A 14,035-nucleotide genomic window follows, 5' to 3' on the forward strand; every position below is an offset into this window, starting at 1 on the left:
CCCGATGCGAAAATGTGCCCGTGGGGTCCTGCCCGTGGATGGGGATGACAGCATGGGCGTCAGCGGTGCGAACAGTGCCTTTCCGCGCGATCCGCTCGACATCACGTCCACGGCCGTGGCGGTCGTCGACGCCGGAGGGCTGATCGTCCGCTGGAGCCGCGGCGCCCAGGAACTGCTCGGCCGTCCGGCCGCCGAGGTGCTGGGGCGGTCCGTGGGGGGCCTGTTCGCGCGGGGCGACCCCGCCGCGGTGGTGTCCGGGCTGCGCCGGGTCCGCCGGGGCTGGCAGGGCGTCGTGCCCCTGCGCCACGGGGACGGCCACACCGTCCGGCTGGCCGTCCGGGTGTCCCCGCTGACCGCCGCGACCGGGGCGCCCGAGTGGCTCGTCGCCGGGTGGGACGCGGTGGACCTGCGCCGGCGGGAGCTGTACGCCACGGTGGCGCGCGGGCTGCTGGAGCAGTCGCCGTTCGGCGTCGCGGTCCTGGACGCGGGGATGCGGTACCGGTGGGTCAACGCCGCGCTGGCCGCCATGGAGGAGTGCCCGCCGGGCCGGCCCGGGCGACGCCCGGCGAAGGCGGCCCCCGTCCCCGCCCCCTCCACGGGCCCGGCCCCCACGGAGACGCTCCCCCCGGATGCGGCCCCCGCAGACCCGGCTCCAGCGACCACGGCCTCCCCGGACGCAGGCCCCGCGAACGCGGCCCTCGCGGACCCGGCTCGCGCGGCCCCGGTCCCCGGGGGCGCGGCCCCCGCACGCGAAGACCCCCCGAGCGCAAGCACCAGCACCACCTCCGCAGACCCGGCTCCGGCGACCACGGCCTCCCCGGGCACCGTCCGCACGAGCCCGGCCCCGGCCGGCACGGCTCCCACGGGCCCGGCCCCCGCGGACACAGCCCCCGCCGACGCCGCCCGCACGCGCCCGGCTCCCCCGCCCACCGGCCCCGCGGACGGCCACGGTGCCGCCCCCGGCGAGCGCCTGCGCCCCCGCGCGGCCAGGGCGTCACCGGTGGTGAGCCGGCAGGCCCGGCAGGCCCTGCTCTCCGGCCGCTTCCGCGTCACCCTGGAGCCCGTACCGTCCCGTTCCGGCGCGCCGGACCCGCCGCAGCCGGGCCGCGCCCGGCTGCGTGCCTTCTTCCCGCTGAAGGACGCCTCCGGCCGGACCCTCGGCATCTGTTACGCCGCGCTGGACCTCACCGGCCAGGACCCCTCGCGCCAGCGGCTCGCGCTGCTCAACGCCGCCGGTGAGCACATCGGGACCACACTGGACCTCGACCGGACCGTACGGGAACTGACGGAGGTCGTCGTCCCGCAGGTCGCCGACTTCGTCACCGTGGACCTCCTGGACGTCGTCCGGGCGCGGCAGATGCCGGCCGCGTGGCCGGAGCGCGGTGCGGCCACACTGCGCCGGTCGGCCCACCGGTCGGTCCAGGAGGACGAGCCGGACCGCGTCGTCGGGGTGGGCGACCCCACCCGGTACCCGGCCGGCTCGCCCCAGCGGCGGTGCCTGGCCACCGGCGAACCCGTGCGGGTGACCGCCGTCGGCCTCACGACGCCCTGGGTCGCCGACGACCCCGCGCGCTGGCACCGGCTGATCCGGCTCGGCGTGCACACCCACCTGGTCGTGCCGCTGCGGGCGCGCGGCGTGACCATGGGCGTCGTCACGCTGATGCGGTGGAAGAACCCCGACCCCTTCGACGAGGACGACGTGCTCCTGGTGACGGAGCTGGTGGCGCGGGCCGCCGTGTGCGTGGACAACGCGCGGCGCTACGCCCAGGAGCACCGGGCGGCGCTCACCCTCCAGACCAGCCTGCTGCCGCCCTCCCTGCCCGCGCACAGCGCCGTCGAGGTGGCCCACCGGTATCTGCCCGCCGACGCGGAGTCGGGCGTGGGCGGTGACTGGTACGACGTGATCCCGCTCTCCGGTGCCAGGGTGGCGCTGGTGGTGGGCGACGTGGTCGGCCACGGGCTGCACGCCGCGGCCAGCATGGGCCGGCTGCGGGCCGCCGTCCAGACGCTGGCCGATCTGGACCTGGCCCCCGACGAACTGCTGGCGCGCCTCGACGACCTCGTCGTGCGGCTGTCCGACGAGGCGGAGGCCGCCGACGAGGGCCCTCCGGTGGTCGGGGCGACCTGTGTGTACGCCGTGTACGACCCCATCGCCCGCAAGATCACCGTGGCCCGGGCCGGCCACCCCAGTCCGGCGATCGCGCACCTGAACGAACCGGTCGAGTTCCCGGACATCCCGGCGGGGCCGCCGCTCGGGCTGGGCGGGCTGCCGTTCGAGTACGCCGAGGTGCCGGTGGAGGAGGGCAGTGTCATCGCCCTCTACACGGACGGCCTGATCGAGGCGTCGGACCGGGACGTCGACGTCGGCATGGAACGGCTGTGCTTCACGCTGGCCCATCCGGACCGGCCGCTGGAGGAGATCTGCGACATCATGGTCCGCACGCTGCTGCCGGACCGCCCGCGCGACGACGTGGCGTTCCTGATCGCCCGGACCCATGTGCTCAGCTCCGACCGGGTGGCCTACTGGGAGGTGCCCCCCGACCCGGCCGCGGTGGGTGTGGCGCGCGGCGACGTGGCCGGGCAACTGGCCCGCTGGGGCCTGGGCGAGGCGGCCTTCAGCACCGAGCTGATCGTCAGTGAGCTGCTCACGAACGCCATCCGGCACGCCTGCGGTCCGATCGGCCTGCGCCTGATCCACGAGCGGACGCTGATCTGCGAGATCTCCGACGGCGCCAGCACCTCGCCGCATCTGAAGCGGGCGCGGAGCACGGACGAGGGCGGGCGCGGTCTGTTCCTGGTCGCCCAGGTCGCCCAGCGCTGGGGCACCCGTTACTCGGGCTGCGGCAAGACGATCTGGGCGGAGCAGCAGCTGTCCCGCCCGGGCGGGTGACCGCGCCGCCGGAGCGGTCCGGTCACCCGCGGGCCGCGGCGGGCCGCGCCTGCCGCGGCCGGTCCGTTCAGCGTTCTTCGCGGAACAGGACGTGCCGGGCGGCCACCGGGTCGTACTTGCGCAGGACGAGCCGGTCGGGGTCGTTGAGGCGGTTCTTGCGGGTGACGTAGGTGACGCCGGTTCCGGCGGTCGACTTCAGCCGGACGACGGGGCGCACGGTGGTGCGTGCCATGTGTTCCTCCTTTCGGCCGCATCCCCGGATTGATCCAGACATGCCAGCCGGGTGCGTCAACAGCGCGGGCACCGGCCGCATTCCCGGTCGGGCGGGACACCGGAACCCGAGCGAAACCGACATACCGGTCGCCCGGCGGGCGAGCGCAGTGCTAGAACTGGGAGCATGATCGGACGTTCCCGCCGGTCCCGGTCGAAGGCGGCAGCGCCGCAGGGCGGCCGGCGGTCCGCTGATCCCTCCCGCCGTCCGGGACCGCGCCGCTCCCCCGGGCGGCGCCCGCCGGCGCCCTGGGGGCCCGGCACCCTGGCCGGACAGGTGCTGCTGCTCCAGGTCATCGTGGTCCTGGTGCTGGTCGCGGCGGCGGCCGCCGCCCTGGTCCTGCAGGGGCGCTACGACGGCGAGAACGACGCCCGCAAGCGTTCCCTGGCCGCGGCCGAGGCCTTCGCGCACGCCCCCGGCACCGCCCTCGCGTTCAAGGCCCCGGACCCGGCCAAGCTGCTGCAGACCCCGGTCATGCAGGCGCAGGCCGGCGCCGGCATCGACTTCATCTCCGTGATCGACGTCCACGGGGTGCGGCTCGCCGACACACAGCCGCGCCTCATCGGCACCAAGGCCACCGACGTCAGCCGCGCCATCGCCGGGGAGACCTTCACCGACACCTTCCACGGCAAGCCGGCCGACGCCGTGCGCGCCGTGGTGCCGGTGATGGACGCGAGCCGCCGGGTGGTGGGTGTGGTCACGGCCGGCATCCAGGTCGTGAACCTGGGGCACCTGCTGGACCAGCAGGTGCCCATGGTGCTGGGCTCGGCCGCGCTGGCCCTCGCGCTCGCCACGGCGGGCACCGCCCTGGTCAGCAGACGGCTGCGCCGGCAGACGCACGGTCTCGGGCCGGCCGAGATGACCCGGATGTACGAGCACCACGACGCGGTGCTGCACGCGGTGCGCGAGGGCGTGCTCATCGTCGGCGCCGACGGCCGGCTCCTGCTGGCCAACGACGAGGCGCGCCGCCTGCTGGACCTGCCGGCGGACGCCGACCAGCGGCACGTGACACAGCTGGGGCTCGCCCCGGAGCTGACCCGGGTGCTGGTGGCGGGCGAGATCGTCTCCGACGAGGTGTGCCCGGCCGGCGACCGGCTCCTCGCCGTCAACACCCGGCGGACCGCGCCGTACGCGGACGCACCGGGCCTGGTGGCCAGTTTCCGCGACACCACGGAACTGCGGGCTCTCTCGGGGCGCGCGGAGGTGGCGCGGGAGCGCCTGACCCTGCTGTACGAGGCGGGGGTGCGCATCGGCACGACGCTGGACGTGCGGCGCACCGCGGACGAACTGGCCCAGGTGGCGGTGGACCGGCTGGCGGACGTGGTCACCGTGGAACTCCTGGAGGCCGTACTGCACGGCGAGGAGCCCACCGGTGCCATGCACCGGATGCGCCGCACGGCGCTGCGCGGATCGCGCAACCCCCTGCAGCCGGTGGGCGATCTGATCCGGTTCGTGGTGGCCGACACGCCGATGGTGGCGGCGCTGCGGCGGGGCAAGGCCGTACGGGTGCCGGACCTGCGGGCCGCCGAGGACTGGCGGGCCCAGGACCCGCAGGGCGCCCGCCAGGTGCTGGCCGCGGGCATCCACTCACTGATCGCCGTGCCGCTCAGGGCACGCGGGGTGGTGCTGGGCATGGTCAACTTCTGGCGGGGCGCCGGCTCGCCGCGGTTCGAGGAGGAGGACGTCGCCGTCGCGGAGGAGCTGGGGGCCCGGGCGGCGGTGGCGATCGACAACGCCCGCAGGTACTCGCGCGAGCACGCGATGGCCGTCACGCTGCAGCGCAGTCTGCTGCCCCGGGACCTGCCGGAGCAGGACGCGCTGGAGGTGGCCTGGCGCTACCGCCCGGCGCAGTCGGGGGTGGGCGGCGACTGGTTCGACGTCATACCCCTGCCGGGGTTCCGGACGGCGCTCGTGGTCGGCGACGTGGTGGGCCACGGGCTGCACGCGGCGGTGACCATGGGGCGGCTGCGGACGGCGGTGCTCAACTTCTCCTCGCTGGACCTGCCTCCGGACGAACTGCTCGGCCACCTCGACGAGATGGTGGCCCGGCTCGACACCCCCGCGGAGGCGACGGACGGCGAGGGGGCCCTGGTCACCGGCGCCACCTGCCTCTACGTCATCTACGACCCGGTGGGCGGGCACTGCACCTTCTCGCGCGCCGGTCACGTCACGCCGGCCGTGGTGGACCCCGTGGGCCGGGTGGTCTTCCCCGACCTGCCGCTGTCGCCGCCCCTGGGCGTGGGAGGCCACCCGTTCGAGACGGGCGAGCTGGTCCTGCCCGAGGGCAGCCGCCTCGTCCTGTTCACCGACGGCCTGGTCGAGGACCGGCGGCGCGACATCGACGAGGGACTGGCGATGCTCGCCGCGGCGGTCGCCCACCCGGACCAGACACCGGAGGACACCTGCCGGGCCCTGATGGAGACGATGCTGCCGGAGCACCCGAGCGACGACGTGGCCCTGCTGGTGGCCCGTACCCGGCTGCTCGACCCGTCCCGGGTCGCGGTGTGGGACGTGCCGTTCGACGTCAGCGCGGTCTCCCGGGTGCGGACCCAGGTGAGCCGGCGGCTGTCCGAGTGGGAGCTGGAGGAGTCCGCCTTCGCCACCGAGCTGATCCTCAGTGAACTGCTCACCAACGCGATCCGCTACGGCGCTCCCCCGGTGCGGGTCAGGATCCTGCTGGGCTCCACCCTGGTCTGCGAGGTGTCGGACGGCAGCAACACCTCTCCGCGGCTGCGCCGCGCGGCCACGACCGACGAAGGGGGCCGGGGCCTGTTCCTGGTCTCGCAGTTCGCGGACCGGTGGGGCACGCGCTACGTGGCGAACGGCAAGGTGATCTGGGCGGAGCAGAGCCTCGGCGGCGCCCGGCAGCCGGACGCGTCCGTGCTGCTGGACCAGATGGCCTGGTGAGGAGCGGGGCTCTGCGGGCGGGGGCGGCGGGGGCCTTCGCGGCACCGGCTGACGCGCGGTGACCGCCGACGGGACGCCATTGGACGCCGAGTCACATTACTGAACCGTAACCTGCTGCCTGCTACCGGCGGTAACAGCAGGTGGGTACGGTCGCGTTCACTGCTCTCCGCCCGCGTGCCCGGCCGCACCCCCAGGAGGTTCCCCATGCCCGCGTCCAGACGGCTGCTCGCCGTGGCCCTCGCCGCCGCCTCGTGCCTCGGCGTCCAGGCGCTTCCGGCCGCCGCGGCCACCGGCTCCGCTCCCGTGGTCTCCCGCGGCGTCACGATCCCCGAGTTCTACGACCCGCCCGCCCAGCTGCCCGCCGCCGACGGCACCCTCGTCCGCAGCGAACCGCTCCCGCTCGCGCTGAGCCTGCCCAGCCTGCACGGTCCGCTGCCGGGCCGGGCCACCCGCCTGATGTACAAGTCGACCGACGCGAACGGCGCGCCCGTCGCCGTCACCGGCGCCTACATCGAGCCCACGGCACGCTGGACGGGCGCCGGACCGCGCCCGCTGGTCGTCGTCGCGCCGGGCACCATGGGCCAGGGCGACCAGTGCGCGGCCTCGCTCGGCCTGGAACACCCGCTGTCCCTCAACGGACAGACCGTGTCGGTCGGCTACGAGGACCTGTCCGTCTACCGGCTGCTCGCCCAGGGCACCGCGGTCGTCGTCACCGACTACGTGGGCCTGGGCGCCACGGACCGGCTGCACACCTACGTCAACCGCGTCGACGGCGCCCACGCCGTCCTCGACGCCGCCCGCGCCGCACGCACCGTCCAGGGAGCGTCGGTCACCGCCGCCTCACGCGTGGGGCTCTTCGGTTACAGCCAGGGCGGCGGAGCCACCGCGGCCGCCGCCGAACTGCAGCCTTCCTACGCCCCCGACGTCCCGCTCGCCGGCACCTACGCCGGCGCACCGCCCGCCGACCTGACCGAGGTCACCGAGGGCATCGACGGCAGCGAACTGGCCGGCGCCCTCGGCTGGTCGCTCAACGGCTTCCTGCAGACCGACCCGGAGCTGCGCCCGATCGCCGACGCCCACCTCAACGCCGCCGGGAAGGCCGCCCTGGCCGATCTGTCCACCATGTGCGTGGGCGACGCGATCCTGCACTACGGCTACGCCAAGAGCACCAAGTGGACCACCGACGGGCAGTCCCTGAGCGCCATCATCGGCGCCGATCCCACGCTCAGGGCCTTCCTCGACACCCAGCGCATCGGCAGACTGAAGCCGGCCGGACCGGTGCGGGTGGCCACCGGCGTCAGCGACGACCTCGTGCCGCACGGCCAGGCACGGCAGCTCGCCGTCGACTGGTGCCGCAAGGGCGCCGACGTCAGCTACGCGCCGGTCGTCCTGCCGGACGTCGTCAGCCCCCTGCTCAACCACTTCGGGCCGCTGCTCGCCGACCAGGGCACCGCGGTCTCCTGGCTCACCGACCGCCTGTCCGGCAGGCCGGCGCCGTCCAACTGCCTCACGCTGCCCGTACAGCCCTGACCGGTCCCCGCACGCACGCGGACCACGCCGGGCCGGGCCGCCCCGTCGGCGACGGGGCGGCCCGGCCCGTGCGGGAAGCGCGCCCGGGTCACAGGGCGCCGCGGCTCCTGCGGCGCCAGGTGAGGTACGTGCCCGTGGCACCGGCCGCCAGCAGCGCGCCCGCGCCGACGCCCACCGCGAGCGCCCTGGAGGAGGGGCCGGTGCCGGTGGTCGCGGCCGTGCTCTCGAAGGCCGGGCCGGGGGTGACGGACGTTTTCACGGGCGCCACGGAGCGGATCGGTCCGACCGACCTGACCGAGCCGTCGCGGTTCAGCAGCACCTGCTTGCGGTTGGGGTGACGGAAGTCGAACATGCCGGTCAGCGGGCCCGCGGTCGCGTCGAAGGAGTGGTCGCCGATGCGCCCGGTGTGCCAGTTGTCCTCGATGAAGCGGATGATCGACGCCTGGTCGGTCTGGGTGTGGTCGACCTTGTTGACCTTGCTGTACGGGGAGATGACCAGCAGCGGCTGGCGCGTGCCGGGGCCGCACCGGTCCTGGTAGCCGCCGGCCGCCTTGGGGCCGGCCTGGCAGGCGGGGCTGTCGGTGGCCTTGCCGTTGGAGCCGACCGAGGTGTCCGTCGAGCCGTTGCGCACCTGCGCGTAGGCGTGGTCGTACCAGCCGTCGGAGTCGTCGTAGGCGATGACGATCGCGGTGGACCTCCACTGCGGCGAACTCTGGACGGCGTTGATCTGGTCGACCAGGAAGTGCTGTTCGTCGATCGGGTCCGAGTACCCGGCGTGGCCGTCCTGGTAGGAGGGGGCCTTGACGAAGCTGACGGCCGGGAGCCTGCCCGCCTTCAGCGCGGCGAAGAGGTCGGTCAGGTCGTAGTTGTGGTTGGCGCGCCCGTCGTGGCCGATCTCGGCGACGTCCCTGGGCGGCAGGTGGTGCGGGTTGGCCGTCGACTTGTAGTACGCGAACGGGTTGTGGTGCGGGCTGTAGTCGACGACCTGGGCGCCGCCGACGTTGGCGTGCGCCGTCTCGCACCTGGCGTACTCGCCCTGCTCGCCGCTCCACGCGGTGGAGGGCCGGAAGCCGCCCTGGAACCAGCCCCAGCTGACGTGCTTGCGGTTGAGCAGGTCGCCGATGTTGCGGCCCTTCATCACCGCGAGCGCGTTGCGGCTGGTGTGGTTCTTGCCGGCGCAGTCGTCGAAGGCGGGGTCCGGGTCGTTGATCATCGTGCCGACGCCGTTCGCGTCGGGCGACTTGACGGTGTACGGGTCGGGCGTGGAGGTCTGCTTCGGGTTCTCGGTGCCGGAGGCCGGGTCGACGGAGATGATGCCGTGCGTCTGGCCGGAGGCCAGGTTGATGGCGCCGGGAGTGGAGGGGCCGTAGTTCGAGCCGAAGGAGCGGTCGCTCAGGGCGTAGTGCTGGGCGTAGTTCCACATGGCGGTGACGGTGTTGCCGTCGTAGTAGTCCATGACCAGGCCCGGCTCGCCGAACAGGCCGCCGCTGCACTTGCCGACCTCGGTGTTCTGCACGAACTGGTCGGCCCTGCCGCCGTTGTAGGCGTACTGCTCGGGCCCGTAGGAGTGGTTCTGGTCGCAGGTGACGGCCTGCTGCGGGGTGAGCCGCTTGGGGGCGTACTGGTTGGGGTTGTTCTCCAGCAGCCCGGCGTGCGCCAGGGTGTCGATGTCCTTCGGGGTCTTCTTCGACGCGGTGAACTTCGTGCCGTCGGTGTTGGCGGCCTTCGGGTAGGTGGCGAAGTAGTGGTCGAAGGAGATGTTCTCGTCGAAGAGGACGACGACGTGCTCGATGGGGGTCGCGGTCGCGCCGTGCCCGCCGTGTCCGGCGGGCACGGCGGCCCAGCCGGGGGCGGCCGCGCCCAGGACGGTGAGCGCCGCGGCGCCGGCCAGCGCCCCCAGCCTCCGCGTCGTTGCTCGTCTTCCCCTGCTGGCCATGTGGGTCCACCTTCCGGGCAGGATCGTGCTGCGGTCTACGGGCCGGGACGCGCCGCCGGCCCGGCGGAGGGGCCATGATGACGCCCGGATGAACACCGGGACAGGCAATCCGAGTCAATTCTTGACCGTGTATTGACCGAACGGGGGAGCAAATCACGCCTAATCGATCAGGGATCAGCTCAGGAGTGCGCGTCCGTACCAGTCCTGTGCATCGCGGACGCCGGGCAGGGCGAAGAAGTACCCGCCGCCGAACGGCTTGACGTAGTCGGTGAGCGGCTCGCCCTCCAGGCGCTTTTGCACGGTCTCGAACTGGCGGGCCGGATCCTGCTGGTAGCAGCAGAAGAGCAGGCCCATGTCGAGGTTGCCGTTGGTGTCCATGCCCCGGTCGTAGTTGTAGGCCCGGCGCAGGATGCGCTGGTCGTCGGTGGCGGCGGTGCGCGGGTTGGCGCGGCGGATGTGGGCGTCCAGCGGGATGACGTCGCCCTTGGGGTCGTCGGCGTAGTGCGGGACGTCGTGCTCGAAGTCGCCGTCCAGGGGCGCGCCGGACTCCCGGACCCGGCCGAACATGCGCTCCTGCTCGGTGAGGGAGACCCGGTCCCAGAACTCCACCAGCATCCGGATCAGCCGGACCACCTGGTAACTGCCTCCGGTCGCCCAGGCCGGTTCACCACCGCCCCTGCCCACCCACACCAGGCGGTCCATCTCCCGGGCGTCACCCGCGTCCGGGTTGGCCGTGCCGTCCTTGAAGCCCATCAGGTTGCGCGGGGTGCCGGCCGGGCGGGGCGGTGAGGAGAAGCCGTCCAGCCGCCAGCGCACCTGGAGGCCGCCTCGCGTGTGCCGGGCGATGTCACGCAGCGCGTGCAGGACGGTGTCCGGGTCGTCGGCGTGCAGGTGCAGACTGAGGTCGCCGTGGCACCAGTCGGGTCTGAGGTCGTCGTCGGGGAAGGACGGCATGGCCGTGAGCCGGCGGGGGCGCAGGGCGCTCAGGCCGAAACGGTCGTCGAAGAGCGCGGCACCGACGCCGACGGTCACGCCCAGCGCACCGGAGGGCAGCCGGCCGCCCAGGATCCCGGAGTCGGCGGGCGGCCCGGTGATGCCGGCCGGCTCGGGCGTACCGCCGAAGGCCAGGAAGCGGGCGCGGTCGGTCAGGGTGCGCAGGAGGTCGGTCAGCTCCCCGCGGTCGGCGGCGGTGACGTCGAAGGCCACGAAGACGGTGGTGCGGCGGGGGGCGGCGAGCACCGACTGCTGGTGCGGGCCGTGGAAGGGGGCGACGGCGGGCAGCGCGGGCCCGGCCGGGCCCGCGGCGAGGTCCGCGCCGGTGCCGGACGCCGCCGCGCCCCCGGAGGCGAGTCCGGCGCCGGCCAGCGCCGCTCCCCGCAGGAACCGGCGCCGGGCCACGCCGCCCCGGGGCGCCGCCGGCCCGTCCGGCACCTCGGGGCGGCGGCCGGCCGGCTCGGGAACCGGTGCGGCCCTCCCGTCCCTGTCCCGCTCGCCCTGGCCCCGCTTCTCGGACACCCGTGCCTCCTCGCTCCGTTCCCGTCCCCGCACCTGCTCCGCCCGCCGCCGTGACACCTGCTCGCGTCCCGTGTGTCCGGCCGGGCTCACGACGTCCTCCGGGGGTCGCAGAGCGTGGCCACGGAGGCCAGCCGCTCCACCAGGTCGCCCAGCACGGCGTCGGTCCGCTCCCGCTGCGTGCGGCTCAGCCGGTCCAGAGGCGTCCACCGCTCCCCGTTCCGCAGGCCGTCGAGCAGGGTCCGGGCGCGTTCCGTCACGCGGTCCAGCTCCGGCAGACCGGCGTAGCGGGTGGCGAGCAGCGGGCGCAGCCGGGACAGGACGGCGCGGGTGCCGTCGAGGTTGGCGCGGGCGGTGGCGAGGCTGGTGCCGCTGCCGTAGTCGGTGCGGCCGGTCAGCTCGAACTGGACGGTGTTCTCGAGGATCTCGTGCGCCCGCAGGCCGAGCTGGGCGGGGTCCATGCGGGCCTGGGACCAGGTGTCGCGCAGCGCGGTGAGCGCCCGTACCAGGGCCGCCGCCGGGGCTCGCAGGCTCCGCGCGCTCTCGCCGTGCCACAGCCCGTACTCAATCCGGTGGAAGCCGGTGAAGGACGGGTCGTGGACGCCGCCGGGCAGTCCGGCGTCGGTGCCGTTGATCCGGGCGTCGGCGTCGCCGAAGGCGTCGTAGGCCGCTCCGAGCCGCTCGTACTGCAGGTGCGCGGGCAGCCAGGCCGTACGGGCCAGGCCGAGGTCGCCGGCGTCGATCGCCTCCCGCAGGCGGCCGGTCAGCCGCACCGCTTCGTCCAGGCCGCCCGCCACCCACTTCTGGTAGTCGATCGCCGGGGGGATCAGGTCGTGCTGGGTGACCGCCGCCGCGGCCGGGCCGCGGGCCCCGCGGCCGATCCGGACCGTCGGGCCGGTCACCGCGTCGGCGTCCTCGGGCACGCACCGGAACGCGTACGCGCCCTTGCCGACGCGGACGGTCAGGGGCCGGGTGGTGCCCGGGCCGATGCCCTCGACCTCCCCATACACGGCGTGGCTTCCCGGATCCTCCAGGTAGACCTCGACGGCCCGGTCGGAGACGTTGTGGAGGTCGAAGACGCGCAGGCCGGGCGCCGGCTCGTCCCAGCCCCGTCCGCAGCCGCCGGCCGACACCTCGACGGCGGTGTGCGGCACCGTGCCGGCCGCGGCGCCCGTGCGGCCGGAGGTCCGCGTGAACGCCAGCACCCCGGCGGCCCCGAGCACCAGTGCCAGCAGCAGTGCCGCCGCCGGGGCCACCCCGATCGCGGCCAGCGGCCTGAGCCGTCGTACGCCCGAGCCGGGCACCCGCATTCCGGTCCTCCCCAGGTCAACCCCGCGTGATCGCGTCCGGGACCGCATCATGCCGGACGACGGCCACCACCCTGGCAGACGGCCGGGAAAACCGGTACCCGCCCGTTTCCCGAGGTGCGCGGGCGTGTCGCCGCGGTGCAGTGTGGAGGCGTGAGTGCCGGGCAACAAGGCTCCAGCGGTCGCGGGCGGCGGCGGCAGTCGGGTCATGCGCTGCTGCTCGTCGCGGCCGTGCTCGTCGTCCTCATCACGGTGTCCGACATCGTGACCCCCACCGACATCCACCTCGGGCCGCTCCTGGTGATCGCTCCCGCGGTCACCGCGTGGGCCGAGGGCCCGCGGACGACGGGGTGCGTGGGGGCGCTGTCGGTGGCGGCGCAGGCGTTCATCGGCTGGCACTCCCACGCGCTCCTGTCGCGGAACGTGATCGTGCAGGTGATCTCGCTGGCGGTGCTGTCCGTGCTGATCGTGGCGCTGTCCGTGGTCCGCGACCGGCGCCGCCGCGAACTGGCGCAGGTCCGTTCGGTCGCCGAGGCCGCGCAGCACGTCCTGCTGTGGCCGCTCCCGGACCGGCTGGGGTCCTTGGAACTGGCCTGCCTGTACCTGGCCGCGGAGGACGAGGCGTCGATCGGGGGCGATCTGTACGCCGCCGCCCGGACCGGGCGGGGCGCCCGGCTGCTCATCGGTGACGTGCGCGGCAAGGGCCTGCCCGCGGTCGGGGAGGCGGCCCTGGTGCTCGGAGCGTTCCGCGAGGCCGCCCACCACCTCACCGCGCTGCCGTCGCTCGCCGCGTCCCTGGAGCGCAGCGTCATCCGGTATCTCGCCGACTTCGAACCGGAGGAGGAGTCCGGGGAACGCTTCGTGACCGCGCTGCTGCTGGAGGTTCCCGACGACGAACCGGTCGTGCGGATGACCAGTTGCGGCCATGTGGCGCCGCTGCTGCTCGGGAGCGACGAGGGACGCGTCGGCGTCGCGGACCTTGATCCCGCTCCTCCGCTCGGGGTCGGGCTGACCGACGCCGGCGGCTCCACCGTCGACGAACTGCCCTTCGGTCCCGGCGACACCCTGCTGCTGTACACCGACGGCGTCGTCGAGGCGCGCGACCGCCACGGCGTCTTCTACCCGCTGGCGGAGCACGCCTCGCGGTGGGCCGGCTGCGCCCCCGGCGTGCTGCTCGACCACCTCCGGCGCGATCTGCTCGCGCACACCGGCGGGCGCCTCGGGGACGACGTCGCCCTGGTGGCGGTCCGCCGGGTGCCGCCCTCGCCCGCCGGCTCGCGCGTCGCCCGCGCGCTGCGCGGCGCCCTCCCGGACGGCGCCGCCGCCGTACGGACCGAGCCCGGCGGACCGGAGCCCGTGCCCCCCGGCCCGTACGGGCCTGAGCCCGGCGGACCGGAACCGGCGCCCCGGTAGCCCAGCGGGCGCTCTCACGGGCCGGAGCGGGCGTCCGCCCGAGCGGGCACGGGCGTCTTCCCCGGCCGGAGCCTGCAGCCGTGACGCACCGGAGCCGGGCGGAGGGGAAGGGACCGGGCGCGGTGGCCCCGCCGGGCGGTCTCCCGGTCAGGCAGAACTGCCCGCTCGTGCGGGCAATCGCACCGGGCCTTTCCAATATGATCACCAAAGCTCGTATAGTGACCGACAGTTGACCGCACGTGTCACCTGCCACCCGCCAGGCCCTGCCC

The 14,035-nt window shown here is 74.7% G+C and carries 8 protein-coding genes; 4 read left to right on the forward strand and 4 right to left on the reverse strand.

Going from position 1 to position 14,035, the window contains the following annotated elements; all coding sequences use genetic code 11:
* Positions 1-52: 52 nt before the first annotated feature.
* Positions 53-2,890 carry a SpoIIE family protein phosphatase gene (locus IG64_RS12720; protein ID WP_234438486.1) on the forward strand — a complete coding sequence of 946 codons (2,838 nt, stop codon included), beginning with the start codon at positions 53-55 and terminating at the stop codon, positions 2,888-2,890.
* 67 nt (positions 2,891-2,957) lie between these two features.
* Here IG64_RS12720 and rpmG read toward each other — a convergent pair whose 3' ends face one another.
* Positions 2,958-3,122 (reverse strand): 50S ribosomal protein L33, encoded by a 165-nt coding sequence (gene rpmG, locus IG64_RS12725; RefSeq protein WP_037855128.1) that lies wholly within the window; start codon positions 3,120-3,122, stop codon positions 2,958-2,960.
* 165 nt (positions 3,123-3,287) lie between these two features.
* On the opposite strand from rpmG, the gene IG64_RS12730 reads away from it, so the two are divergent.
* Together IG64_RS12730 and IG64_RS12735 are read left to right on the forward strand one after the other, a co-directional pair.
* The gene (locus IG64_RS12730; protein WP_234438487.1) at positions 3,288-6,068 is read left to right on the forward strand and encodes a SpoIIE family protein phosphatase; all 2,781 of its coding nucleotides are present in this window, start codon (positions 3,288-3,290) and stop codon (positions 6,066-6,068) included.
* A gap of 204 nt (positions 6,069-6,272) precedes the next feature.
* The gene (locus IG64_RS12735) at positions 6,273-7,598 is read left to right on the forward strand and encodes a lipase family protein (protein WP_037855129.1); all 1,326 of its coding nucleotides are present in this window, start codon (positions 6,273-6,275) and stop codon (positions 7,596-7,598) included.
* Positions 7,599-7,686: 88 nt separating this feature from the next.
* On the opposite strand, the gene IG64_RS12740 is transcribed toward IG64_RS12735, so the two are convergent.
* The 3 genes from IG64_RS12740 to IG64_RS12750 form a co-directional block, all read right to left on the reverse strand.
* Positions 7,687-9,534 carry a phospholipase C gene (locus tag IG64_RS12740; RefSeq protein ID WP_037855130.1) on the reverse strand — a complete coding sequence of 616 codons (1,848 nt, stop codon included), beginning with the start codon at positions 9,532-9,534 and terminating at the stop codon, positions 7,687-7,689.
* Positions 9,535-9,708: 174 nt separating this feature from the next.
* On the reverse strand, positions 9,709-10,965 hold the full coding sequence (gene efeB / locus IG64_RS12745) for an iron uptake transporter deferrochelatase/peroxidase subunit (RefSeq protein ID WP_078883958.1): 1,257 nt from the start codon (positions 10,963-10,965) through the stop codon (positions 9,709-9,711).
* Positions 10,966-11,135: 170 nt separating this feature from the next.
* Positions 11,136-12,356 (reverse strand): EfeM/EfeO family lipoprotein, encoded by a 1,221-nt coding sequence (locus tag IG64_RS12750; protein ID WP_037855131.1) that lies wholly within the window; start codon positions 12,354-12,356, stop codon positions 11,136-11,138.
* 150 nt (positions 12,357-12,506) lie between these two features.
* Between IG64_RS12750 and IG64_RS12755 the strand changes: the two genes are divergently transcribed.
* Positions 12,507-13,766 (forward strand): PP2C family protein-serine/threonine phosphatase, encoded by a 1,260-nt coding sequence (locus tag IG64_RS12755; RefSeq protein ID WP_234438488.1) that lies wholly within the window; start codon positions 12,507-12,509, stop codon positions 13,764-13,766.
* Positions 13,767-14,035: the final 269 nt, after the last annotated feature.

Origin of the sequence: Streptomyces sp. NRRL S-340, from assembly GCF_000720185.1 — a bacterium.
Taxonomy (GTDB): domain Bacteria; phylum Actinomycetota; class Actinomycetes; order Streptomycetales; family Streptomycetaceae; genus Streptomyces.